The sequence below is a fragment of the Streptomyces sp. WAC05374 genome, from assembly GCF_004353505.1.
Classification (GTDB): Bacteria; Actinomycetota; Actinomycetes; order Streptomycetales; family Streptomycetaceae; genus Streptomyces.
Genome location: NZ_SMNQ01000022.1, coordinates 46,144 through 69,006, shown reverse-complemented (window position 1 = coordinate 69,006; position 22,863 = coordinate 46,144). Strand labels below are relative to the sequence as shown.

The following is a 22,863-nucleotide window of genomic DNA, read 5'->3' as shown; positions in this document are numbered from 1 at the left end:
ATGGGGGAACCGGCGCTGGAACACCTGCGCATCCGCCTCGCGGACCTGCACCGGGCGCTGCGCGCCGCCGTCGAGCGGCAGGCCCGGCTCGCGGCCCGCCTCACCCGCCCGGACCTCACGCCGTACTGCGTGACCGACGAGCAGGTCGACGTGCTGCTCGGCGAGGTGCACGCCTTCACCGACGCCCTGCCCGGACCGGAGGCACCCCCGCGCCCCGAACCGGAGGCCGAGCGGGAGCTGAGGCGCCGCACCTCGGCCCGGGGCGCGGTCCTGCCCCTGGACGCGCTCGCCACCAGGTTCGGCCTGACCCGCGCCGAACAGGACGCCCTGCTCCTGGTGGCCGCGCCCGAACTCGACCGGGGGTACGAACGGATCTACGCGTACATCGTCGACAACCTGAACCGGCGGCTGCCGAGCGTGGAACTGCTGGTCACGGTCGGCGCACTGAACACCGCGGGCTCCCAGCACCCCGAGGCCCCGGTAAGCGCCGAGGACCCAGGCGGCGGCGACCGCGACACGGGCGCGTCCGCCCGGCTCGCCCTGCGCCGGGCCCTCGGACCGGCCGGGCCCCTGCGGCGGTACGGGCTGCTGCGGACCCACGGCGAGTCCGCCGTCGAGCTCGCGCAGGAACTCGTCCTGGGCCCCGGCGTCCTGGACTTCCTGCTCGGCTGGGGCACCGACGCCGGACTGCTCGGCCACGACCCCGGCGAGGTCCCGCCGCCCGACCACCGCCTCCTGGCCCCGCACCTGGCCTCCGACCGGCTCACCCGCCTCGGCCGCGCACTGGCCACGGGCGGCATCGACCTGGCCGGGCTGTGGGGCTCCCCGCCCGACGGCCAGATGGACGCCGTACAGGCCCTGGCACGGGCGGCCGGCACACCGCTGCGGACCCTGACCGGCGACCCGGAGGCCGACCTGCGGATGGCCGGCGCCCTGGGCGCGGTGCTGTGGGTCCCCACCGACGACCTGCTCGGCGAACAGGGGCGGGAGCGGGCCGACCACCTGTCCGCCGCGCTGCTGCGCTCACGCGTCCCGGTGTGCCTGACCGGCCTCAAGCCATGGCGCCCGGCACCCCTCCTCGCCGCCCGTGCGTACGCCGAACTCACGGTGCCCGCACCGGGGTTCACCGACCGGCGCGCCATGTGGTCGGCCGCGCTCCCGGACCTGAACGGCACCCTCCTGGAGGACCTCGCCGTGCGGTACCGGATGAGCGGCGGCGAACTGCGCGCCGTGGCCTCGGTCGCGGACGCCGGGGCCCGCCTCGCCGGCAACGGACAGCCCGAACCGGTCGCCGACCACGTGGAACCCGCCATCGCCACCGTCACCCGGGGGCGCAGCGGCAGCGCCGTCCGCTCCATCGCGCCCCGGCGCACCGTGGACGACCTGGTGCTGCCCGACGTCCAGTTCCAGCAGATCCTGGAGATCGCCTCGGCGTTCCGCGCCTGGCCCCGCATCTCCGAGACCTGGGGCTTCGCCCGCCGCTCGGCGCACGGCGGGGTCAAGGCCCTCTTCACCGGCGAGCCCGGCACCGGCAAGACCATGAGCGCCGAGATCGTCACCGGCATGCTCGGCCTGGAACTGCTCAAGGTGGACCTGGCCCAGGTCGTCTCCAAATGGGTGGGGGAGACGGAGAAGAACATGGAGACCGCGTTCCGGCAGGCCGAGGAGAGCCACGCGGTGCTGCTCTTCGACGAGGCCGACGCCCTGTTCGGCAAGCGCGGCGACGTCAAGCACGGCACCGACCGCTACGCCAACATGGAGGTCGGCTACCTGCTCCAGCGCCTGGAGGCGAGCGACGGCCTGGTGATCCTCACCAGCAACCTCAAGGACAACATCGACCCCGCGTTCACCCGTCGCTTCCACTTCGTGGTCCACTTCCCCCGCCCCGGCACATCCGAGCGGCGCCGCCTGTGGCGGCTGGCCTTCCCCGACGAGGCCCCGCTCGCCCCCAACGTCGACCTGGACGCGCTGGCCCGCCTGGACATGACGGGCGCCGGCATCACCGCCGCGGCCCGCACCGCCGCCCTGGCCGCGGCCGACAGCGGCGGCGACGCGATCCACATGCGGCACGTGGTCCGCGGAGTGGCGCGCCAGTTCCAGCGCGAGGCCCGCCTGCTCCGCCCCTCCGAACTCGGCCCCCACGCCCACCTCCTCGACGCCGCACACCAGGGGTGACCCGCATGCTGCCCACCGAACCCCCGCTCTCGCTGCACCGCCTCCTCGCCCCGGTCCCCCCGGCCCGCGCCCAGGACACCGCGACAGCCACCCACCACTCCCCACCGGCCACCACCCCGGCACCGGTGCCGGTACAGGTGGTGCCGGTGCTGGTGAGCAACGCTCTGACAGCCCGGGCCGCGCACGCGAAGCCGCCGATCCACGGAGCACCGATGCTCGCGGCTGCTCAGGACCAGGCCGGTAACGCCGCCGTGGCGAAAGCCGTGACGCAGGCAGCCGGGGCCGCACCGCATGTGCCGATGGTGCCGCTGGCGACGCGGCGGAAGGACACCCCCGGTCGGTGAGATCCTCTCACTCGCCTCGTGGCGTCACACGTGACGCGGTGTCCGGTTCGGGTCGTCGAAGAGGGGCTCGATGTCCTCGGGGCTGGTCGCCAGGAGGTGCTCCAACTCCTCGGGGGAGATGCTGATGTGGCCCCCCTCGGGGTTGCCGGTGCGGGTCAGGCCCGGACGGGACAGACGGTGGTGGTCGCCGTGAAGGCAGTAGGCGAACGGGAGGCCCGCATCGTGCAGCGCGCGGGTGAGGGACCACTCCCGTTCCTCCGAAGCCCGTACGTCCACGCCCTTGGCGCGCAGTTCGGGCAGAACCTCCCGGTACGACTCGTCCGACAGGGGGTTGCCCGTGACGTCGAGCCAACCCAGCCCGGCGCATTCCACGGTGGGAGAGATGTCCGAGACGAGGCTGCGTTCCACGTTCAGCGAAAGCAGCGAGGTCGCCGTGTGCACCAGCCTGAGATCGCGAAGGTCGCTGTCCGAGACCGTGACGCTGGACAGGTCGGAAAACCTTCCGAGGTCGGGGAGGTCACCGGCGCCGTAGCCGGACAGGACCAGGACTCGGAGGGAGGGACAGCGCTCGAGTCCGGAGATGCTGCGGGCATGCAGAACCCCCAGGGTCACGATGGTGTCGAGCTCGTCGTCAGCGAAGGGCTCAGGGTGTCCCACCTCGAGGGAGATCGCTCGGGCGATCGCGGGTTCCATCGGTCTTCCTCTGTTCGGTCATCGCTTGAGTGCGGCTTTGGCGCTCCGGAAATCATTCCGTACGGCTTCGAAGGCCGCCTTCTGCCGGGTACCGAGTTCCGCCAGGGTGAGTTCCAGGAATGAGCCCGCTTGCACGCGGAAGAGCGCGTTGATCGGCTGGTTGAGTACGGCGGTCGGGACGCCTCCGAGATCGCCGCTCCAGACGAGTTTGAACCCGGCCACACCGGCCGTCGCGTCGCTGTCCAGGATGCCGAGCAGCAGGTCCACGAACGCCCGCGCCGTGCCCGACTTGTTCTGCATGTACAGGTTGCGGAGACCGTCGTGGAACTCCTTGGTGCCATTGGTGAGAGTGGACTTGCGTTCCCTCGTGTAGAAGGTACCGACGTGGGCCCCCAGCGAGAGAAGACCCTCGGGGTCCAGAACACGCCAGATGACGTGATTCGTCGGTGACCGCAGGGCATCCTGCAGACGCAGCCAGTCCAGGCCCTTCTCGAGGTCACCCTTCTTGTGGTGGTCGATCGCGGACTCGACCACCTCCAGCAGGTGATCCGTGGGAATCCACTCGTGCTTTCCGTCATCGAGGTCGCGGAAGCGGCTCTTGACGAACTCGCGGCTGGGGGTGTCGTTGTCCCAGAGGTCACGGAACCTCGCCCAGGTGATCGTGCCGGCCTGACCCGCCCGGACCATGGCCTCCAGGAACGCGCGCAGACCCTTCGCGTTGACCGCTGCTCTCAGTTCCTGGTCGGCATCGGCTTCCCGGCCGGGGAACGGGTCCCAGCGACCGTAGCTCGGGCGGTCGGCGAAGAACGCCATCTCATCGATGATCTCCACCGTCTTCTCGTCGCCCGCGGCTGCTGCCTTCCCGGCGGATTTGAGCTTCCCCAACGCACCCTCTTGGCCGCCGAGTTTGTCGAGGAACGGGTGGCGGGTGGGGGCGGTCTTCCCGAACAGGTAGCTCTTGACGGTGTCCTTGTCGGCTGCCGCGCGCGGATGAGCTCTCCTGAACGCGGCTACGTCCTGCGCCTCGATGTACTTCAGCGCCGCGGATTCGGTGTTGTTCAGAACGGAGCGGTTCCACACCGCCGTGCCCGCAGAACCGAGCTTCGCCTTGCTGAGGATCTGCGACCACCAGTGCTCGTGGACCTCCTTCACGTACTTCTTCGCGGCTTCGACGAGCCGGAGATCCAGAGCAGCCGGATCGGAGTCGGCACCCGGGTTGATGGTCAGTCTGAGATGGTAGAGCTCACCGGACTTGACGAGGCGTATCGAGGTCAGCCGGTGCTGACGCTTGATCGCGGGGAGTCCTTGCCGGACGGACCGTACGGTCGCGGAGTCCTCGCCGATGAGTTGGTTCGCCTCGCGGAGGGCGGCGTCAAGTGCGGCCCTCTTCTCCGCCTCGGACCGCTTGTCGGTCCGCTTCTTGTTCGGGTCGCGACGGTCCTTCCGCTGAGGCTTCCGCCGGTCCGGCCGTCGCCGCTGGTCTGGACGCCTCCGTTGGTCCGGGCGCTTCCGCCGGCGCGGCCCGCCCGGCCGCTTCCGGTCCGGGCGGCGCTTCGGCACGGGCTTCGGCGTGGGCTTCTTCTTGCCCGGCTTCGGCTTCAGCTTCGCCCACAGCTTCTTCACCAGGCCGACGATCTTGTCGATGACCCAGTCCACCGCCCGGTTGACCGGGGCGGACAGGCGCTGGACGATCTGGCGGACCCGGCCGGCGATGCCGCCGACGCCCAGGATGGCCGCGAGGACGCCCAGCAGGACGGGGATGGAACGGGCCAGGGCGCGTTCGATCAGGGCGGGGACGCCGCCGCTGCCGCCGCGTGCGATGGCGATGACCGCGTCGAGGACCGCGTTGACGAAGTCGAAGATCTGGCGGGCCTGGGTGACGATGAACCGGATGAAGTCGATGATCAGCTTCACCGCCCGCACGAACGCCGACGCCGGGTTGAGCAGCGAGATCACCCACGTGATGCCGGCGACCACGATCGTCGGCGTGACATAGGCGATGACGTCGTCGAGCAGCTTCTTCCGCAGGTCGCCGACGCGTGTCCTGAGGTCGTCCCACATCGCCGTGACGCCCCGCTTGCGGACGTCGGCGAGCAGGGGCACCCCCGTCTCGGCCGCCGCGACGGCCGGTTCGGGGACCTTGCGGGTGATGCGGGCACGGATGTTCTGCCACGACAGGCCGAGCAGCCCGCCGAGCATCTTCACCACGCCCTGGGTGTCGAACTTCGCGGGCAGTTCCAGGCCCGCCTCGGCCGTCCTGCCCAGCAGCCACGACAGGATGCCCTGCTGGAGGTGGCGGCCGAGGTTCTGGAGGAACAGCCGCAGACCGGCGCCGACGGCCGAGACCAGGTTGCGCAGGAAGCCGATCGGGTCCTTGAGGATCAGCATGACCGCTTGGGCGGCCTTCGCGAGGACCGCCAGCAGCAGCCGCTTCAGCTCCAGGATCGTGTTGATGACGGCCTTGACCGCGTCCACGGCCTTGGCGACCAGCCCCCTGTTCTTCTCCTTCTCCGCGGCGATCTCGTCGTCGACCGACTTGAGCGCCTCGGTGTACTTGGTGGCCAGGGTGTCGACGAGCTGCGTGCCCTTGTCGTCCACGGCCTGGGTCAGCTCGTCGAACTTGTCCGTGAACTCGGCCGCCGCCTGCTGCCCGATGCTCCGCAGGTCGGCCGGAAGCTTGCGTACCGCGTCCCGCATCTCGGCCCGGCCCTGGGCGATGCGCCGCTTGGCCCGGTTCAGCTCCGCCCCGATGGTGTCGGCGACGTCGGAGATCACCTGCCGCATGCGGCGTACGTAGTTGTCGCGCGCTTCTTCGAAGATCCTGTCGGCCTCGGCGGGCAGCCCCGCGAACAGGTCCCGCACCCAGCGCAGTTTGCCCGTCGCGCCCGAGTACCGGCGGTCCTTGTACTCGTCCATCTTCCGCCGGTGTTCGGCGGTGAACGCGTCCCTGGCCGCCTTCTCACCCCGGCCGAACTGGTCGTCGACCAGCTTGTCCAGGCCCTCCAGGATCGCCTCGACGTCCTTCTTCATCGTGTCGAAGACGCCTTGCAGGACCGCCGTGACCTGGGCCCGCTTCTCCTCGTCCCGGCTCTTGGTGCCCTTCTTGCCCGTGTCGACCTGCTGCCCGGTGCGCGTCCGCTGCGCGCCCATCGCGCCCATGGCGGCGGTGCCGAGCCGCTTCGCCTGCGCGGTGGAGGCGCGCAGTTCCGCGGCCTCGTGCTTGCGCAACTGTCCGGGCGCGGTGCCGGAGTGCCGCTCGGCGGCCTTCTTCTCGCCGAGCGCCTTGGTGAACGCCGGTTCGTTGGACTTCTGCAACTGGCCCTCGGTGACCTGCGCGTCCGACATCCGGCGCTCGACGTCGGCCGGCCCGGCCGACATGTCGGTGGCCGACGCCGGCAGCTTGTCCGGCACGGCGTGCGCGGGGTTGGGCGCGCCCGGGGCGCCCGGCGGCCGGTCCGGGCTCATCGGCACGACCTTCTTGGGCGCGGCCGCCGACGTGTCCGGCGGGGCGGCGGTCGTGGTGGCGATCTGCTCCGCCGAGTCCGACTTGCCCTCGCCGACCCTGCCGTGCACCTCCGCCCGGACCTCGTCCGCCTTGCCGGAGCCGGCGAACTTGTCCGCCTCGTCGAGGTTCTTCGGGGCCTTGTCCGCGATCGCCTTCTCGACCGCCCTGATGAACGCGTCCTTGTCGAACGCTTTCGGCTCGGCCTCGTTCATCTTCTCGGCGTTGGCGGTCTTGCCCTGCGCCACCTCGTCGTCCTTGGGCGGCAGTGCGGCGTCCTGCGCCGCCACCGCCTCGGTACGCGGCGGGGGATGCGAGGACGCCAGTGCCCGCTTCTTGTTCCGTACGTCCTTCTTCAGCGCCGCGAACTTCGGGTCGGCCTCCGGGCCGGGCCGCGCCTTCGCCTTCCGGTCCCCTCCGGCGGGCGCCGGCGCCTCGCTCTCCGCGGCCGGCGCCTGCGGGGCTGTCCCGGGGCCGCCACGGCCGGCCGCCGCGACGGCGCCGTTGCCGACCATGTCCTGGGCGGTGGGCGTGAGCCGGGCGGGGAAGGGCGGTGCCGCCGGTGCCCCTCTTCCCGCGAGCGCGGCGGTCACCGCCGCGTTGGAGTGACCCGCCGGGGGCCGGGCGGAACCGGTCGTCTCCGGCCGCTGCTTCGCCGGCGCGGTCACCGCCGTCGACGCCGCCGGCCGCACCGCGAGAGCCTTCGGCGCTGGCATCGGACGGAATCCCTCCCCACAGCACGTCGGTGGCGACAGGAGCCGGTGCTCCAGGGACACTCCGGCGCAGTGTGCCAAGACGGCCGTGACGGCCGCGTCACCCCGGTGTCCCCGCGGCGTCTCCGCCGTCGCCGTGGCCCCGGCCGGAACCGGACGGGTGGATGCGCGACGAGCGGTTAGCCGCTGTGCACAGGGACGGCCGGGCGGCCGGGCGCCGGCCCGGGGCCGCGCGGGAGGCGGGATGTCACGACGGTGGTCCGGGCCGGGCATCACGGCGGTGGTGGTGGCGGTGCTCGTGGTGGGATGCGGATCGCCGCCCGAGCGGCGTGAGCGCGTCGGCGAGGAAGTCACCCGGTTCGAGCAGGCCCTGGACGCCGGACGGTACGGGCGGCTGTGCGCCGCTCTCGCGCCCTCCAGCAAGGAGGAACTGGAGCAGTCGGCCGGGCAGGCCTGCAGTTCTTCCTCTACGTGTTCGCCACCGTCTGGCTGCCGCAACGCGGTTCACCGGAGTCCAAGGAGCTCGACAAGGCGGGCACCGAGTCCGACGAGGAGCAGATGACGGGCGTGCGCGCCGGGCGGGAGTCCCCGCGCTGGGCCGCGGCCACGGACTGGCGGGGTGCCGTCTACTCCCGCTCGCTCGGCGGGGCTGAAGCGGCCCCCACCCCACAGGTGCTCGCCGACAGGTGAAGGCCCGGGGTCGATGCTTAAGTGATGTATCGGACAATATGCGAGGAAAGGGTCATCCATGCGTGTGCGGGGTTCCGTGGTCGTGATCACCGGCGCGTCCAGCGGCATCGGGCGGTCGACCGCCCTGGCGTTCGCCCGCAAGGGGGGCCGTGTGGTCCTGGCGGCGCGGCGGGCGGAGGCCCTGGCGGCCGTGGCGCGGGAGTGCGAACGGCACCGCGGCGCGCAGGCCCTCGTCGTGCCGACCGACGTCACGGACGCCGGGGCGGTCGACGACCTCGCCCGGCGCGCGGTGGGGCGCTTCGGCCGCGTCGACGTGTGGGTCAACTGCGCCGCCGTCACCGTGTTCGGTCCCTTCCAACAGGTCCCGATGGAGGACTTCCGCAAGGTCCTGGACGTCAACGTCATGGGGTACGTGCACGGAGCCCGCGCCGCCCTGCGGGTGATGCGCGAGCAGGGCAGCGGCACGCTGATCAACGTGTCGTCCGTCGTGGGCGTGGTGAGCCAGCCGTACACCCACGCCTACGGCATGTCCAAGTACGCCGTCCGGGCGCTGAGCGCCAGCCTGCGCCAGGAGCTGCGGCTGGACAGGGCGAAGGGCGTGCACGTGTGCACGGTGCTGCCGGCCACCATCGACACCCCGCTGTTCGAGCACGCCGCGAACTACACGGGCCGCAAGCCGCTGGCGATGCCCCCGGTGTACAGCCCCGAGCGGGTCGCCCGGACCATCGTGGACCTGGTGCGGTCGCCCCGGCGGGAGGTCGTGGTGGGGCCCACGGGCCGTTCCATGGTGCTGGAGTCCAGGATCGTGCCGGGTCTGGCGGAGCGGATGATGGCCCGCCAGGTGGACAGGGCGCACCTGTCCCGCAAGGAGTCCGCCCCCGCGGGACACGGCAACCTCCACGTCCCGGCGCCGGGTACGGGCGCCGCGCACGGCGGATGGGGCGGCCGGCGCCGTACCGCGATGCGCCGGCTGACCGCCGCCATGCTGATGGCCGGTGCGGTGGCGGGCGTCGCACGGCGGGTGCGCGCACAGGGCGCGGCCGGGACACCCCTGGCCGGCGTTCCGTACTAGTACCTCCGGTGCCGTGGCGGGGCCGCGACCCGCCACGGGCCGGGCCTCAGGGGGCGTCGCCGGTCGTCGGGGTGGGCGCGCCGGCCAGGATCGTCGGTTCCACCTCCTCGTACCGGCGATGGCCGCCCGCCGTGTCGCGGCCCTCGCCGAGGATCGTGCCGAGCCAGCCGGCCAGGAAGCCGAGCGGGACGGAGACGATGCCGCTCGTCGTGAACGGGAACCAGTTGGCGTCCCGCTCCGGGAACATCGACTGCGGTGACCCGGACACCAGGTTGCTGCCGCTCATCAGGAGCAGGGTGGCGGCGGTGCCCACGATGAGGGTGGCGAGCAGTCCCGTGCGGGTGTAGCGGCGCCAGAAGAGGCTGTAGACCAGCGCCGGGGCGATCGCGGAGGCGCCGACGCAGAAGGACAGGGTCAGCAGGGCCTGGAGGTTCAGATGCCGCGCGCCGGCCGCGATGGCGATCGCCGCGAGTCCGACGCCGACGGTGGCGGCCCGGGCCAGGGCCATCTCCGTGGAGCGTTTCAGAGGGTTCCTGCGCGCTCCGTGCGCGATGAGGTCGTGCGCCAGTGTGTTGGCACAGGCGAGGGTGATCCCGGCCACCGAGGCCAGCAGGGTGAGGAAGACGGCCGTGGTCACCGCCGTGAACAGCAGGGTCTCGACCGTGGAGGGGTCCGTCCCCATCACGGCCTGGCTGACCATCAGCAACGCGGTCTGGGCCTGCGGATCCCCCGCGACGAGCCCCTTGTGGCCGACGATCGCGGCCGCGCCGAGGCCGATCAGCGCGAGCAGCAGGCAGGTGACGACGACGGTCGACACGGCCCAGGACATCGAGCGCCGCACGGCCGCCGCACTGCGCGAGCTGAACATGCGCATCGTGATGTGCGGCAGCACCGCCGCGCCCAGCACGACCGTCATCTGCGTCCCGATCATGTCGATGTCGTCGCCCGCGAACTGGAGCCCCGAGGCGAGGTACGCGTCTCCCGCCCCGCTCCCGTCCTTGGCGGCGTCCAGCAGCACCGGCAGACTGAAGTCGAACCGGTCCAGCACGAGCAGCGCGATCGCGGTGGAGGCGCCGAGCAGGACGACGGTCTTGACGATCTGGATGAACGCGGTGCCCTTCATCCCGCCGATCGCCGCGTACGCGATCATCAGCACACCGAGGAACACGATCGCCCCGGTCTTGAAACCGTCGGCGTGGAAGCCGAGGACCACGGCGAGCAGGTCACCCGCGCCGGCGAGCTGGAAGACGACCAGCGGGAGCAGCGCGGTGAGGGTGACCAGGGCCGCGGTGACGCGTACGGCCGGGCCGGGGGTACGTCGCGTGAGGACGTCGCCCGTGGTGAACCGGCCGGTGTTGCGCAGCGGTTCGGCGAGCAGGAACATCAGCAGGACCAGTGAGAGCACGGTGCTCAGCGTGAGCGTGATCCCGTCGAAGCCGAGGAGCGCGATGATGCCGACGGTGCCGAGCACGGTGCCGGCGGAGATGTAGTCGCCGGCGATGGCAAGGCCGCTCTGTACGGGCGACAGCGACCGGTAGCCGGTGTAGAACTCGTCCAGGTCGCCGTGGGCGGGCCCGGTCATCACGCACACCAGCAGGGTGACGGTGATGACCGCGATGAAGGCCACCAGCGACATGGTCTGGGCGTCGGGGCCGAACTCGATCATGACCGGCCACCTCCGGCGCGGCCGCTCGCCCACGGCCACTGCTCCTGCCCGCCGGGGTGACCGCCACGGGCCGCGGGGCCGCGCGTCTCGGCCGCCGACTGCCAGGGGTGCTGCTCCCGGACGGCCGCCGCGACCGGGTCGAGGCGGTGGCGGGCGATGCGCTCGTACAGCGCGATGGCGGCGAGTGCCACGGGCAACTGGCCGAGCCCGAGCAGCAGACCGACGTTGAGGCCGCCGGAGATCTCGCTGGTCATGAGCCCGGGCGCGAAGGCCGCCAGGAGGAGGAAGAGGGTGAAGTACCCGAGGGCGGTGAGCGTCGAGACGCGGCGCAGCCTGCGGTATCCGGAACGGAGCGCGTCCAGGTCGCCGTGGGGGCGGCGGGGCTCGCGGGGTTCCGGATGCTGCGGCGCGGGTGCGTCCCAGAAGGAGCGGGCCACCTCGTCCGGGTGGCGGTACGGAGGGGGGTCCGGGAAGGGGTGCTGATGGGACATGGACGTGCTCCTAGCCGCCGTTGGGGGCAGCGGGCGGATGGGGGCCGGGTGGTGCGCGCATGTTACTCACGGGTAGAGCGGTGACGTAAGGGGTGTTCCACCGACCGGACCGGCGAACGGGTCACTTCTCGTGCCCGACGCCGGGCCGGCGGTCCGCGCCGTACCGCCCGTACGCGATCCCGCCCACCCCTTGCGTCCAGGCTCGCGACGTGTCCCGCCCAGGCCCCGCGATGACCGGTGCGAAAGGCCATCCGAACAGGGAAAACGCAACTTCGACAGCGCCCGCGAAGGCGGCTACCTTCACCGGGTCTCCGGCGATCGCCCACGGTCGCACCGGAGTTGCTCCGGGCCGAACCACCCGCGACGGGGCCGGTCGGTCACGCCCAAGAGCCGTCGCCCGCAGGCCCGCACCGGGTCCCCACGACACCCCCCAGGGAGAGACGCATGCCCCATCTCGCGCTGTACACGTTCGGCGTCCTGAAGTCACCTCTCGCCGATCCCGCACCTCTCACGCGCGCGTTCCACGACAGCGGCGAGGCCATCTACCAGAGGATCAGCCGGCACCCCGGGTACCTCGCTCACGCCGAAGCGGCAGACGGCGAGGCGGGCTCGCACTTCGATCTGGACTGGGGCGCATGGGGTGAATTCGCCGTACCGGCCTGGTACACCAAGGGCCGTACGGTGGAAACGACCGCCCTGGCCGCGTCCCTCTCGCTCTGGACCGGCCTGCGCCCCGCCTTCGACGCCATTTACACCGGTCTCCACCGGGAGGCGCTGAACAGGCGGTACGACTGGTTCGAGCGGACGGAACACCCGAACCACGTGTTCTGGTGGGTGTCCGACGGCGTGATACCCACCTGGCAGGAGGGCGTTTCCCGGCTGGAGAACCTCCGCGACCACGGCTCCGCGCCGCACGCCTTCACCTTCCGCCACCCGTTCGCCCCGGACGGAACCCCGACCACGATCAAGGGCATCGGGCCGGCGAGCGACGGGGGCCGCTGACCCGCCCCGGCCGGCACCCCGGCCCGCCCGGGTCAGCGTCCCGTGCGGCAGGCACCCGGCCCGCCCGGGTCAGCGTCCCGTGCGGCAGGCACCCGGCCCGCCCGGGGTCAGCGTCCCGTGCGGCAGGCACCCCGGCCCGCCCGGGTCAGCGTCCCTTGCGTACCCGGGCGGCCGCGCGGGCCTCGGCGATCCTGCGGGCCTCGGTGGCCTTACGGGACTCCTTCGCGGGGCGGCCCGGACGGGTGCCGAGGCCGCGGAAGGGCGCGTTGCCGTTGCCGGTCCGCTCACCGGAGGGCGTCGGCGGACGCTTCGCCCCGGTGATGGCGGTCAGGCTCTGCTCGCCGGAACGCACCTGCGTGACCGTGGGCCGGATGCCGGCCTCGGACATCATCCGGTTCACCTCGCGCCGCTGACCCGGGGTGACCAGGGTGACCACCTTCCCGGACGCCCCGGCGCGCGCGGTGCGCCCGCCCCGGTGGAGGTAGTCCTTGGCCTCGGCCGGCGGATCGACGTTGACGACGAGGTCGAGCGCGTCGATGTGGATGCCCCGCGCCGCGACGTTGGTGGCCACCAGCACGGTGATCTCGCCCTCCTTGAACCGGGCGAGCGTGTGCGTGCGCTGCGGCTGCGACTTCCCGCTGTGCAGGGCGGCGGCCTGCACGCCGACGGCCCGGAGGTGGCGCGTGAACTGGTCCACGCCGGCCTTGGTGTCCAGGAACATCAGCACCCGGCCGTCCCGCGCGGCGATCTCCGTGCCGGTGGCGTACTTGTCGGCGGCGTGGACGTTCAGCACATGGTGCTCGACCGTGTCGACCGGGCTCGCCACCCGGTCGACCGAGACGAGCACCGGGTCGTGCAGGTGGCCCCGTACCAGCTCGTCGACGTCACGGTCGAGCGTGGCCGAGAACAGCAGCCGCTGCCCGTCCGGGCGGACCTGGCCCAGGATCTCCGAGACCTGCGGCAGGAACCCCAGGTCGCACATCTGGTCCGCCTCGTCCAGGACGGTGATCCGCACCTGGTTCAGGTGGCAGTCCCGGCGCGACAGCAGGTCGGCCAGCCGCCCCGGCGTCGCCACGACGACCTCGGCACCGGTCCGCAGTTCCGCCACCTGCCGGTTGATCGACAGCCCGCCGACCGCCGTCGCCATCCGTACGCCCAGGGCCCGCGCGTACGGCGCCAGCGCGTCGCCCACCTGCTGCGCGAGCTCCCGCGTCGGCACCAGCACCAGGCCGAGCGGCCGTTTCGGCTCCGCCCGAAGGCCCGCCGTCCGGACGAGCAGCGCCAGACCGAAGGCGAGCGTCTTGCCGGACCCGGTCCGCGCGCGGCCGAGGACGTCCCGGCCGGCCAGCGCGTCGGGCAGGGTGGCGGCCTGGATAGGGAAGGGCTCCGTCACCCCGAGACGGGTCATCGTCTCCAGCAGCTTCGGCGGCAGCCCGAGCGCCTCGAAGGACTCGGCCGGCTGCCGGCCCGGAACCACCGTGCCCGGCGCCGGCAGGTCGCCCCGCGCGGCGGCGGTCGGCTCCTGGGGCTTACCGGCACGGGCGTGTCCGGGCACGGGCGGCTTCGCGTTCATGGGGAACTCTCCTCGGTCGGGCGCCCGGAACGCGCCGGGGCCCGTACCCCTCGGTACGGGCCCCGGCGGTGTCGAAGCGTGCCCCCAATGTACCAGCGCGCCCGTGTCCGGCCCGGTCACGGCGGCGGCGGGGCTCCCGGCCGGTCCGCCACCGCCCGTCCCTCCCGGCGCGGTCTCGGCGTGCGGCGGGCGGGAGGCGGATGGAGGATGAAGCCGATGAGGGAGCAGCAGTGGCCAATACACATGACACGGTGGACACGCACGGCGCCCTGGTGGTGCTGAGCAACGTCAACAAGCACTTCGGCGCGCTGCACGTGCTGAAGGACATCAACCTGAGCATCGACCGCGGCGAGGTCGTCGTCGTCATCGGGCCGTCCGGTGGCGGCAAGTCCACCCTGTGCCGGGCCATCAACCGGCTGGAGACGATCGACTCGGGCGAGATCGCCATCGACGGCAAGCCGCTGCCCGCCGAGGGCCGTGAGCTGGCCGCGCTCCGGGCCGACGTGGGGATGGTCTTCCAGTCGTTCAACCTCTTCGCGCACAAGACCGTGCTCCAGAACGTGACACTCGGACAGATCAAGGTCCGCAAGAAGGACAAGCGGGTGGCCGAGGAACGGGCGCGCGCCCTGCTCGACCGGGTCGGTGTGGCCACCCAGGCGGACAAGTACCCCGCACAGCTCTCCGGCGGCCAGCAGCAGCGCGTGGCCATCGCCCGCGCGCTGGCCATGGAACCCAAGATCATGCTCTTCGACGAGCCGACCTCGGCCCTCGACCCCGAGATGATCAACGAGGTGCTGGAGGTCATGCAGCAGCTCGCCCGCGAGGGCATGACGATGGCCGTCGTCACCCATGAGATGGGCTTCGCCCGTTCGGCCGCCAACCGCGTGGTGTTCATGGCGGACGGCAGGATCGTGGAGGAGACGACGCCCGACCAGTTCTTCAGCAACCCGCGGACCGACCGCGCCAAGGACTTCCTGTCGAAGATCCTCCACCACTGAGCCGGCCGGTGAGGAACCGGCCCGGCCCCGCAATTCCCCTCCCCCCACAGTAATCCGCAGGGATGATCACCATGAAACCTCTGAAGGCCACCGCCGTCGCGGCCGCCGCCGCGGTCGCGCTGTCACTCACCGCCGCCGCCTGCGGCTCCGACGACGGCGGGGGCGGTTCCGGTGACGGCGGTGACAAGGTCACCGTCGGCATCAAGTTCGACCAGCCGGGCATCGGCCTGAAGACGCCGGACGGCAAGTACACGGGCTTCGACGTCGACGTGGCGACGTACGTGGCCAAGGAGCTCGGCTACGAGCCCGGCGACATCGAGTGGAAGGAAGCCAAGAGCGCCGACCGCGAGACGCTCCTCCAGCGCGGCGACGTCGACTTCATCGCGGCCTCCTACTCGATCAATGACGAGCGTCAGAAGAAGGTCGACTTCGCCGGCCCCTACCTGCTGGCGCACCAGGACGTCCTCGTCAGGGCGGACGACAACTCCATCAAGAAGCCCGAGGACCTGAACGACAAGAAGCTCTGCTCGGTCACCGGGTCCACGTCCGCGCAGAACGTCAAGGACCGGATCGCCCCGAGGGCCCAGCTCCAGGAGTACGGCGGCTACTCCGAGTGCCTGACCGGTCTGGAGAACAGGGCCGTGGACGCACTGACCACCGATGACTCGATCCTCGCCGGTTACGCGTCGCAGCCGGAGCACCAGGGCAAGTTCAAGCTCGGCGGCTTCAAGCTCAGCAACGAGAACTACGGCATCGGTGTCCAGAAGGGCAGCGACCTCAAGGCCAAGATCAACTCCGCACTCGAGAAGATGGTCTCGGACGGTTCCTGGGACGAGGCGGTGAAGAAGAACTTCGGCCCGGCGAACTACAAGAACGAACCCGCCCCGAAGATCGGCAACATCGTCCAGTGAACGGACCGGTCCGGCGCGCCGCCCCTGCCGGCGGCGCGCCGAGCCGTACCCGCACGGGAAGGGCGGGACATCGTGTTCGACTTTCTTGAGGGCTACGACCTGCTGGGCGCCTTCTGGGTGACGGTGCAGCTCACCGTCTATTCGGCCATCGGCTCCCTGATCTGGGGGACCGTGCTGGCCGCGATGCGGGTCAGCCCCGTGCCCCTGATGCGGGGCTTCGGCGCCGCGTACGTCAACATCGTGCGGAACATCCCTCTGACGGTGATCATCGTCTTCACGTCCCTGGGGCTCTTCCAGACGCTCAACGTGACGCTCGGCGCGGACGACTTCAAGACCATCAACTTCCGGCTCGCGGTGCTCGGCCTGATCGCCTACACCTCCGCGTTCGTCTGCGAGGCGCTGCGCTCCGGCATCAACACCGTGGCCATCGGCCAGGTGGAGGCGGCCCGCGCCATCGGTCTGCCCTTCACCCAGACCCTGCGGCTGATCGTCCTGCCCCAGGCCTTCCGCTCGGTGGTGGGCCCCCTGACCAACGTGCTGATCGCCCTCACCAAGAACACCACGGTGGCCTCCGCGATCGGCGTCGCCGAAGCCGCGCTGCTGATGCGGGAGATGATCGAGAACGAGGCCCAGCTCATCCTGATCTCCGCCATCTTCGCGTTCGGGTTCATCTGTCTCACCCTCCCGACCGGGCTGTTCCTCGGCTGGGTGAGCAAGAAGGTGGCGGTGAAACGATGACCTCCGTCCTCTACGACGCCCCCGGCCCCCGCGCCAGGCGGCGCAACGTCCTGTACACCGTGCTGTTCCTCGTCGCCCTCGCCGCGCTGATCTGGTGGGTGTGGCAGGCCCTGGCCGACAAGGGCCAGCTCGAGGGCGCCAAGTGGGATCCGTTCGTCACCGACGGCCGGGCCTGGAGCACCTTCCTCCTGCCGGGGCTCGAGAACACGCTGATCGCCGCCTCCCTCTCCATGGTCATCGCCCTGCCCCTCGGCGCGCTCCTCGGCATGGCCCGGCTGTCCGACCACTGGTGGGTACGCGGCGTCGGCGGGACCGTCGTGGAGTTCTTCCGCGCCATCCCGGTACTGATCCTGATGCTCTTCGCCAACGCGGCGTACGCCGAGTTCACCGACATCAGCCCCGACACCCGGCCCCTGTACGCCGTGGTCACCGGCCTCGTCCTCTACAACGCCTCGGTCCTGGCCGAGGTGGTACGGGCCGGCGTCCTGTCCCTGCCGCACGGCCAGACCGACGCGGCCAAGGCGATCGGCATGCGCAAGGGCCAGACGATGACCTACGTCCTGCTGCCGCAGTCCGTCACCGCGATGCTGCCGGCCCTCGTCAGCCAGCTCGTGGTCATCGTCAAGGACACGGCTCTGGGCGGCGCACTGCTGGGCTTCTCCGAACTGCTGGCGTCGGTGCGCCCCATGAGCGCCAACTACGGCGCGAACACCATCGCCAGCTTCACCGTCGTGGCCGTGATCTTCGTCATCCTGAACTTCCTGCTGACCTCCTTCGCCGGGTGGCTGGAGGGCAGACTGCGCCGCGGCAAGAAGTCCACCGGCGCGGTGGTCGGCGCCGACACCGTCGCGGAGCTCTCGACACCGGGCGAGCACGTCCACCCCGACGAGCCCGGCGAACCGGGCGGCAGGACCGCCCGGGACAAGAAGGAGAGCTGACGGGCCGGCCCGATGCGGTGCCCCCGCACGGCCGGCTGCCGCCCCGCGACCGCCCGCGGCCGGAGAGCGGCTCCAGGGCGCCTCGCCACCGCGTCCACAGTGACGGCGATCACGGCGGACCCCCACCACGCGTTGCGTACGCTGGCATCGTCGTCGCGGCAGGGCGGCGGACGGCCGCGTACCGCCCTCGATCCTGCCGGGCGGTACGCCGGCGACGTCGGCACGCGGTCGGCGTCAACCCGGGGAACCCGGGGAGCGCCGCCCGGGGCACACGACTCGTTGTAGGGTAAGGAAACCGCCCTTGACCTGCACAAACGCAGGCAGGGAGCTGATTACCGGGAGTACCTCGATGCTTCGTACCATGTTCAAGTCCAAGATCCACCGCGCCACCGTGACCCAGGCGGATCTCCACTACGTGGGTTCGGTGACCGTCGACGCCGACCTGATGGAGGCGGCCGATCTGCTGCCGGGTGAGCTCGTGCACATCGTCGACATCGACAACGGCGCGCGCCTGGAGACGTACGTCATCGAGGGCGAGCGCGGCTCCGGCGTGATCGGCATCAACGGCGCGGCCGCCCACCTGGTGCACCCCGGTGACCTGGTCATCCTGATCAGTTACGCCCAGGTCGACGACGCCGAGGCCCGCTCGCTGGTGCCGCGCGTCGTCCACGTCGACGAGGCCAACCGCATCGTGGAGCTGGGCTCCGACGCCTCCGCGCCCGTTCCCGGCAGCGACACCGCGCGCAGCCCGCACGCCGTACCGGCCGCCGCCCGCGCCTGACCGGCGGGCGCCCGGGTGGGCGCCCCGGTCCGCCGGCGTACCCCGACGAGTGATCCCGCCGCGCGGGGGAACGCGCAGCGGGAGATTCTGGAACCCGCACGGCAGAACCGTTCAGGGAGCGAGCCATGACCAGCCCGAACCCGTACCCGCCCGACCCCGTACCGCCCGCGCCGACGCCGCCGCCCGGCCCGCCGGACCCGGTGCCGCCGACCCCCGTGCCGCAGCCGGGCCCGCCGGGCCCCGAACCGGGCCCCGCCCCCGGCCCGGTACCGACCCCGACGCCGCCCCCGCACCCCGGGCCGCCCCCGCCCGGGCCCACCCCGGACCCGGTGCCCAAGCCGCCCGGCCCCGACCCGGTCCCCGGCCCCGAACCGGAACCCGGCCCGGCGAGCTGACGCCGCATGTCGGACCGCCCGGCCCCGGCCCCCCAAGGCCGGACGCCGGGCCGCCCGGCCGCGCAAGCCACAACCCGGCCCCCACCCCGACCGGGCACCGCCCCACGGTGCCCAGCCCACCCGCCCAGCCAGGCCACACCCCGGCCGCGCACGCCACACCCCGGCCCCCTCCGACCCCGGCCCCCTCACGCGCCCAACCCACCCGAGTCAAGCGAGCCGCCCGGCCGCGCAAGCCACGGCCCGGCCCCCACCCCTGGCACCCCTCAGACCTCCACCTCCCCGCGGCCGTCCGCCCAGAGGGTGTGGAAGGTGCCCGGCCGGTCGGTGCGGCGGTAGGTGTGCGCGCCGAAGAAGTCCCGCTGGCCCTGGACGAGGGCGGCGGGCAGCCGGGGGGCGCGCAGCGTGTCGTAGTAGGAGAGCGCCGCCGAGAACCCCGGCGTCGGCACGCCCCGCAGCGCGCCGGCCGCGACCACCGCGCGCCAGTCGTCCTGGGCGGCGCCGATCTCCGCCGCGAAGCCCTCGTCGGCGAGCAGGCCCACCAGGCCCGGCCGTGCCGCGTAGGCGCCCCGGATGCGGTCGAGGAAGGCCGCCCGGATGATGCAGCCGGCCCGCCACAGGGACGCCACCGCGCCGAGGTCCACCGCCCACCCGTACGCCTCGCCGCCCGCGCGGATCTGGTCGAAGCCCTGCGTGTACGAGACGATCTTCGAGGCGTACAGCGCCCGCTCCACCTGCTCGGCGAACCGTGCCGCCTCGAACTCGTCGAGGGGCTTCACCGCCGGTCCCGGCAGCCCCCGTGACGCCTCGCGCAGCGCCGCGTGGCCCGACAGCGACCGGGCGAACACCGCCTCCGCGATCCCCGGCACCGGCACGCCGAGGTCCAGGGCGAGCTGGACCGTCCACCGGCCCGTGCCCTTCTGCCCGGCGCGGTCGGCCACGACGTCCACGAACGGCTCCCCGGTCGCCGCGTCCGTGTGCGCGAGCACCTCCGCCGTGATCTCCATCAGGTACGAGTCCAGCCGCCCCGCGTTCCAGGCGCGGAAGGTCTCCGCGATCCGGGCCGGCGGGTAGCCCGCCACCTCGCGCAGCAGGTGGTACGCCTCGGCGATGAGCTGCATGTCGGCGTACTCGATGCCGTTGTGCACCATCTTGACGAAGTGGCCCGCTCCGTCGGGGCCGACATGGGCCACGCAGGGGGTGCCGTCCGGCGCCTTGGCCGCGATCCGCTCCAGGAGGGGGCCGAGGGCGGCGTACGACTCGGGTGATCCGCCCGGCATGATGCTCGGGCCGTGCAGCGCGCCCTCCTCGCCGCCCGAGATGCCCGCTCCCACGAAGTGGAGCCCGCGCTTGCGGAGTTGGCGTTCGCGGCGCCGCGTGTCGGCGAAGTGCGCGTTGCCGCCGTCGACCACCACGTCGCCCGACTCCAGCAGCGGCGCGAACTCGTCGATCACCGCGTCCGTCGGCTCGCCCGCCTGCACCATGACGACCAGACGGCGGGGCCGTTCCAGCGCCGCGACGAACTCCTCGGCGCTCTCCGCCGCGACGAAGCGGCCCTCGTCCCCGAACCGCTCGACCAGCGCCCGCGTCCTCGCGTACGTCCGGTTGTGCACGGCGACCGTGAGACCGCCGCGGGCGAAGTTGCGCGCGAGGTTGCGGCCCATGACCGCGAGCCCGGTGACGCCGATCTGGGCAGTGCCACTCATGTGTGAACTCCTGGCTTCCGGTGGGTTCCGCGTGTGGGCACGCGGGCGTACGCGTCCATACGCGGCCCGGGAGCAGGGCGTTCACCGGGCAGCCGTCAACCCGGCCGCTCAAGGGGGCACTTGACGGACCACGCGCCCCCTTGTCACCGCCTGTCCGGTGCCTTTAGCTTGGGCGCCTGCTGACGTGTGCAAGGGGGGACCGACCCATGGCCGTACGCGGACGACACCGCCGGTATCAGCCCAGCCGTATCAACCGGGCATCGCTCACCGTCACGGCGAGCGGCGCCGGGATGGCGCTGCCGCTGATAGGAGCGGGTGAGGCGCACGCCGCGTCCGTGGACGTCTGGGAGAAGGTCGCGGCCTGCGAGTCCACGAACGACTGGCAGATCAACTCGGGCAACGGCTACTACGGCGGGCTCCAGTTCACCCAGTCGACCTGGGAGGCGTACGGCGGTACGCGCTACGCCCCGCGCGCCGACCTCGCCACCAAGGACCAGCAGATCGCCATCGCCGAGAAGGTCCTCAAGGGACAGGGCCCGCGCGCCTGGCCCACCTGCTCGGTCAAGGCGGGCCTCACCCGTGGCGGGGACGCGCCCGACATCGCGCCGCAGGGGCGGCCGGCGGCGAAGGCGCCCGCCAGGTCCCGGGCCCAGACCCCGCCCGCGACCCCCACCACCGTGCCCGGCAAGCGCGAGAGCTACACCGTGGCGCGGGGCGACTCCCTGTCCGGCATCGCCGAGGCGGCGAAGGTCAGAGGCGGCTGGCAGCGGCTGTACGCCGACAACCGCACGGTCATCGGCAGCGACCCCGACCTCATCATGCCGGGCCAGAAGCTGGCGCTGCGCACGACGGCCCCGAAGCCGGCGACCGCCGCCGGACCCGCCACGGCCGTCCCGAAACGGCCCGCCGCGAAACCGGCCACCGAGCCCGCCACCGCCAAGCCCGCCGCCGCCAGGCCCCCGGCCGCGAAACCGGCCGCGAAACCGGCCGCGAAACCGGCGGCGAAACCGGCCGTCAGGCCGGCGGCGAAACCGGCCGCGAAACCGGCCGCCCCCAGGCCCCGGACCGTGGGCTTCAGCGCGCCCGTCGACGCCGGGCCCAGCACCGCCTACCGCAAGGCGGGTTCCGCCTGGTCCAGCGGCTACCACACCGGCGTCGACTTCGCGGTCCCCACCGGTACGGCGGTGAAGGCCGTCGCCTCCGGCCGGGTGGTGTCCGCCGGCTGGGGCGGCGCGTACGGGTACCAGGTCGTCATCCGCCACGAGGACGGCAAGTACAGCCAGTACGCCCACCTCTCCGCGCTCACCGTGCGCGAAGGGCAGCGGGTCACCAGCGGTCAGCGGATCGCCCGGTCAGGGTCGACCGGCAACAGCACCGGGCCGCACCTCCACTTCGAGGTGCGTACGGGGCCGGGGTACGGCTCCGACATCGACCCCCTCGCCTACCTGCGCTCGGGCGGCGTCCGGCTCTGACACCGGGCGGGACGGCGCCCGCGACGGCGGCACGGCGGTGAGCAGGACCAGCCCGCCGGCCGCCACCACGCCGCAGCCCAGGGCCAGGACGGTGCCGGTCACCCCGTACCGGAACCCCTCGCCGAACAGCGTGATGCCCATGGCCGCGGCCGCCACCGGATTGACGACGGTCACGGTCGCCAGGGGCGCCGCCAGCCCGGCGCCCCGGTAGGACGCCTGGGACAGCAGCAGCCCGGCCGCCGCCAGCGCGGCGATCACCAGCATGTCCGGCCACCGGCCGAGCGGTGCCCCGGCCGTGACGTCCTCCGCGACCGCCTTGGTGAGCACCGAGGCGGTCCCGAACGCCACGCCCGCCGCCGCCCCCAGGAGCACCCCGCGCACCACCGCCCCGCGCACGCCCCGCGCCACCAGGCACAGGGCGGCCACCACCCCGGCGCACACCAGCGCGAGCAGCGGCCGGGCGCCTCCGTCCGGCGACCGGCCGTCACCCGACCCGGTCAGCGCCAGCAGCCCGGCCAGCCCCGCCGTCGCCATCACCGCCCCCCGCCAGGCCGCGGCCCCCGCCCGCCGCCCGACGAACAGCGCCGCCATCGGCAGGGCGAACACGATCGTCAGCGCGCCCAGCGGCTGCACCAGGCTGAGCGGGCCGTACGCCAGCGCCACGACGTGCAGCACACCGCCCACGCCGTTCAGCAGCACGGCCACCCACCAGGCCGGGCTCGACACGGCGGGAACGGCGTCCGCGGCGACGCGCTCCTGCACGATCGCCCCGGCCGCGTAGGCGACCGCGGAGACCAGCGACAGCAGCACGGACAGCGCGAGGGGACTCATGCGTCAACGATCTCCGCCGCGCCCGCCCCCGTCATCGTCCGTGAGCACGCAATCGCTCGTACTGCCGACGGAGTACGGGAGTACGACGCACGGAGGGCACCGGGCGCAGGGCGGGCGTTTGGCGGCCGGGGCCCCCGCTGACGTAAAGTTCTGCTTTTGAAAGCTTTGAAAAGTA

General features: G+C 72.5%; 19 protein-coding genes. 12 read left to right on the top strand and 7 right to left on the bottom strand.

The features are described from left to right. Positions 1-2,175 (top strand): ATP-binding protein, encoded by a 2,175-nt coding sequence (locus tag E2B92_RS28855; protein ID WP_126888353.1) that lies wholly within the window; start codon positions 1-3, stop codon positions 2,173-2,175. A 5-nt stretch (positions 2,176-2,180) separates the two neighbouring features. Beyond that, the gene (locus E2B92_RS28850; protein ID WP_133087745.1) at positions 2,181-2,519 is read left to right on the top strand and encodes a hypothetical protein; all 339 of its coding nucleotides are present in this window, start codon (positions 2,181-2,183) and stop codon (positions 2,517-2,519) included. 24 nt (positions 2,520-2,543) lie between these two features. On the opposite strand, the gene E2B92_RS28845 is transcribed toward E2B92_RS28850, so the two are convergent. Further along, positions 2,544-3,212, bottom strand: coding sequence for a hypothetical protein (locus E2B92_RS28845; RefSeq protein ID WP_126888804.1), 669 nt, complete (start codon positions 3,210-3,212; stop codon positions 2,544-2,546). 18 nt (positions 3,213-3,230) lie between these two features. Further along, positions 3,231-7,430 carry an HPC2 multi-domain protein gene (locus tag E2B92_RS28840; protein WP_185923760.1) on the bottom strand — a complete coding sequence of 1,400 codons (4,200 nt, stop codon included), beginning with the start codon at positions 7,428-7,430 and terminating at the stop codon, positions 3,231-3,233. A gap of 393 nt (positions 7,431-7,823) precedes the next feature. On the opposite strand from E2B92_RS28840, the gene E2B92_RS28835 reads away from it, so the two are divergent. Together E2B92_RS28835 and E2B92_RS28830 are read left to right on the top strand one after the other, a co-directional pair. Further along, positions 7,824-8,117, top strand: coding sequence for a DUF6766 family protein (locus E2B92_RS28835; RefSeq protein ID WP_399432239.1), 294 nt, complete (start codon positions 7,824-7,826; stop codon positions 8,115-8,117). 58 nt (positions 8,118-8,175) lie between these two features. Then, positions 8,176-9,189, top strand: coding sequence for an SDR family oxidoreductase (locus E2B92_RS28830; RefSeq protein ID WP_126888803.1), 1,014 nt, complete (start codon positions 8,176-8,178; stop codon positions 9,187-9,189). A gap of 46 nt (positions 9,190-9,235) precedes the next feature. Here E2B92_RS28830 and E2B92_RS28825 read toward each other — a convergent pair whose 3' ends face one another. Together E2B92_RS28825 and E2B92_RS28820 are read right to left on the bottom strand one after the other, a co-directional pair. Further along, on the bottom strand, positions 9,236-10,855 hold the full coding sequence (locus tag E2B92_RS28825) for a sodium/solute symporter (protein ID WP_126888802.1): 1,620 nt from the start codon (positions 10,853-10,855) through the stop codon (positions 9,236-9,238). Continuing rightward, complete coding sequence (locus E2B92_RS28820) at positions 10,852-11,346, bottom strand: DUF485 domain-containing protein (protein WP_133087744.1); 495 nt, start codon at positions 11,344-11,346, stop codon at positions 10,852-10,854. The genes E2B92_RS28825 and E2B92_RS28820 overlap by 4 nt, the downstream gene beginning before the upstream one ends. A gap of 444 nt (positions 11,347-11,790) precedes the next feature. Between E2B92_RS28820 and E2B92_RS28815 the strand changes: the two genes are divergently transcribed. Continuing rightward, complete coding sequence (locus tag E2B92_RS28815; RefSeq protein WP_126889082.1) at positions 11,791-12,348, top strand: DUF3291 domain-containing protein; 558 nt, start codon at positions 11,791-11,793, stop codon at positions 12,346-12,348. A 145-nt stretch (positions 12,349-12,493) separates the two neighbouring features. On the opposite strand, the gene E2B92_RS28810 is transcribed toward E2B92_RS28815, so the two are convergent. Continuing rightward, positions 12,494-13,921, bottom strand: a complete 1,428-nt coding sequence (locus tag E2B92_RS28810; RefSeq protein ID WP_126889083.1) for a DEAD/DEAH box helicase — start codon at positions 13,919-13,921, stop codon at positions 12,494-12,496. A gap of 200 nt (positions 13,922-14,121) precedes the next feature. Between E2B92_RS28810 and E2B92_RS28805 the strand changes: the two genes are divergently transcribed. The 6 genes from E2B92_RS28805 to E2B92_RS32765 all read left to right on the top strand — a co-directional run bounded on the left by E2B92_RS28805 (position 14,122) and on the right by E2B92_RS32765 (position 18,682). Then, on the top strand, positions 14,122-14,919 hold the full coding sequence (locus E2B92_RS28805) for an amino acid ABC transporter ATP-binding protein (RefSeq protein ID WP_399432243.1): 798 nt from the start codon (positions 14,122-14,124) through the stop codon (positions 14,917-14,919). Between the two features lie 71 nt (positions 14,920-14,990). Next, a complete protein-coding gene (locus tag E2B92_RS28800) occupies positions 14,991-15,830 on the top strand; it encodes a glutamate ABC transporter substrate-binding protein (protein WP_126889085.1) in 840 nt (279 codons plus the stop codon). Positions 15,831-15,902: 72 nt separating this feature from the next. Next, entirely contained in the window at positions 15,903-16,568 is a 666-nt protein-coding gene (locus E2B92_RS28795) for an amino acid ABC transporter permease (RefSeq protein ID WP_126889086.1), read from the top strand. After that, a complete protein-coding gene (locus E2B92_RS28790; protein WP_126889087.1) occupies positions 16,565-17,506 on the top strand; it encodes an amino acid ABC transporter permease in 942 nt (313 codons plus the stop codon). The genes E2B92_RS28795 and E2B92_RS28790 overlap by 4 nt, the downstream gene beginning before the upstream one ends. Before the next feature lie 349 nt (positions 17,507-17,855). Further along, positions 17,856-18,287 (top strand): aspartate 1-decarboxylase, encoded by a 432-nt coding sequence (gene panD, locus E2B92_RS28785; protein WP_126889088.1) that lies wholly within the window; start codon positions 17,856-17,858, stop codon positions 18,285-18,287. Positions 18,288-18,412: 125 nt separating this feature from the next. Continuing rightward, positions 18,413-18,682, top strand: coding sequence for a hypothetical protein (locus tag E2B92_RS32765; RefSeq protein ID WP_160159797.1), 270 nt, complete (start codon positions 18,413-18,415; stop codon positions 18,680-18,682). 263 nt (positions 18,683-18,945) lie between these two features. On the opposite strand, the gene gndA is transcribed toward E2B92_RS32765, so the two are convergent. Then, entirely contained in the window at positions 18,946-20,385 is a 1,440-nt protein-coding gene (gndA, locus tag E2B92_RS28775; RefSeq protein ID WP_126889498.1) for an NADP-dependent phosphogluconate dehydrogenase, read from the bottom strand. Between the two features lie 206 nt (positions 20,386-20,591). On the opposite strand from gndA, the gene E2B92_RS28770 reads away from it, so the two are divergent. Next, positions 20,592-21,857: a peptidoglycan DD-metalloendopeptidase family protein gene (locus E2B92_RS28770; protein ID WP_126889499.1), complete on the top strand. Its 1,266-nt coding sequence runs from the start codon at positions 20,592-20,594 to the stop codon at positions 21,855-21,857. Here E2B92_RS28770 and E2B92_RS28765 read toward each other — a convergent pair. Beyond that, on the bottom strand, positions 21,738-22,688 hold the full coding sequence (locus E2B92_RS28765) for a DMT family transporter (RefSeq protein WP_133087743.1): 951 nt from the start codon (positions 22,686-22,688) through the stop codon (positions 21,738-21,740). The two genes, E2B92_RS28770 and E2B92_RS28765, sit on opposite strands and share 120 nt — an antisense overlap. Positions 22,689-22,863 lie beyond the last annotated feature (175 nt).

Excerpts from the sequence above, each read along its gene's own strand:
- E2B92_RS28855 (WP_126888353.1), top strand. The coding sequence starts at position 1 with ATGGGGGAACCGGCGCTGGAACACCTGCGCATCCGCCTCGCGGACCTG.
- E2B92_RS28840 (WP_185923760.1), bottom strand. The coding sequence starts at position 7,430 with ATGCCAGCGCCGAAGGCTCTCGCGGTGCGGCCGGCGGCGTCGACGGCG.
- gndA (WP_126889498.1), bottom strand. The coding sequence starts at position 20,385 with ATGAGTGGCACTGCCCAGATCGGCGTCACCGGGCTCGCGGTCATGGGC.
- E2B92_RS28845 (WP_126888804.1), bottom strand. The coding sequence starts at position 3,212 with ATGGAACCCGCGATCGCCCGAGCGATCTCCCTCGAGGTGGGACACCCT.
- E2B92_RS28765 (WP_133087743.1), bottom strand. The coding sequence starts at position 22,688 with ATGAGTCCCCTCGCGCTGTCCGTGCTGCTGTCGCTGGTCTCCGCGGTC.
- E2B92_RS28790 (WP_126889087.1), top strand. The coding sequence starts at position 16,565 with ATGACCTCCGTCCTCTACGACGCCCCCGGCCCCCGCGCCAGGCGGCGC.
- E2B92_RS28770 (WP_126889499.1), top strand. The coding sequence starts at position 20,592 with ATGGCCGTACGCGGACGACACCGCCGGTATCAGCCCAGCCGTATCAAC.
- E2B92_RS28830 (WP_126888803.1), top strand. The coding sequence starts at position 8,176 with ATGCGTGTGCGGGGTTCCGTGGTCGTGATCACCGGCGCGTCCAGCGGC.
- E2B92_RS32765 (WP_160159797.1), top strand. The coding sequence starts at position 18,413 with ATGACCAGCCCGAACCCGTACCCGCCCGACCCCGTACCGCCCGCGCCG.
- E2B92_RS28820 (WP_133087744.1), bottom strand. The coding sequence starts at position 11,346 with ATGTCCCATCAGCACCCCTTCCCGGACCCCCCTCCGTACCGCCACCCG.
- E2B92_RS28800 (WP_126889085.1), top strand. The coding sequence starts at position 14,991 with ATGAAACCTCTGAAGGCCACCGCCGTCGCGGCCGCCGCCGCGGTCGCG.
- E2B92_RS28825 (WP_126888802.1), bottom strand. The coding sequence starts at position 10,855 with ATGATCGAGTTCGGCCCCGACGCCCAGACCATGTCGCTGGTGGCCTTC.
- E2B92_RS28815 (WP_126889082.1), top strand. The coding sequence starts at position 11,791 with ATGCCCCATCTCGCGCTGTACACGTTCGGCGTCCTGAAGTCACCTCTC.
- E2B92_RS28805 (WP_399432243.1), top strand. The coding sequence starts at position 14,122 with ATGGAGGATGAAGCCGATGAGGGAGCAGCAGTGGCCAATACACATGAC.
- panD (WP_126889088.1), top strand. The coding sequence starts at position 17,856 with ATGCTTCGTACCATGTTCAAGTCCAAGATCCACCGCGCCACCGTGACC.
- E2B92_RS28810 (WP_126889083.1), bottom strand. The coding sequence starts at position 13,921 with ATGAACGCGAAGCCGCCCGTGCCCGGACACGCCCGTGCCGGTAAGCCC.
- E2B92_RS28850 (WP_133087745.1), top strand. The coding sequence starts at position 2,181 with ATGCTGCCCACCGAACCCCCGCTCTCGCTGCACCGCCTCCTCGCCCCG.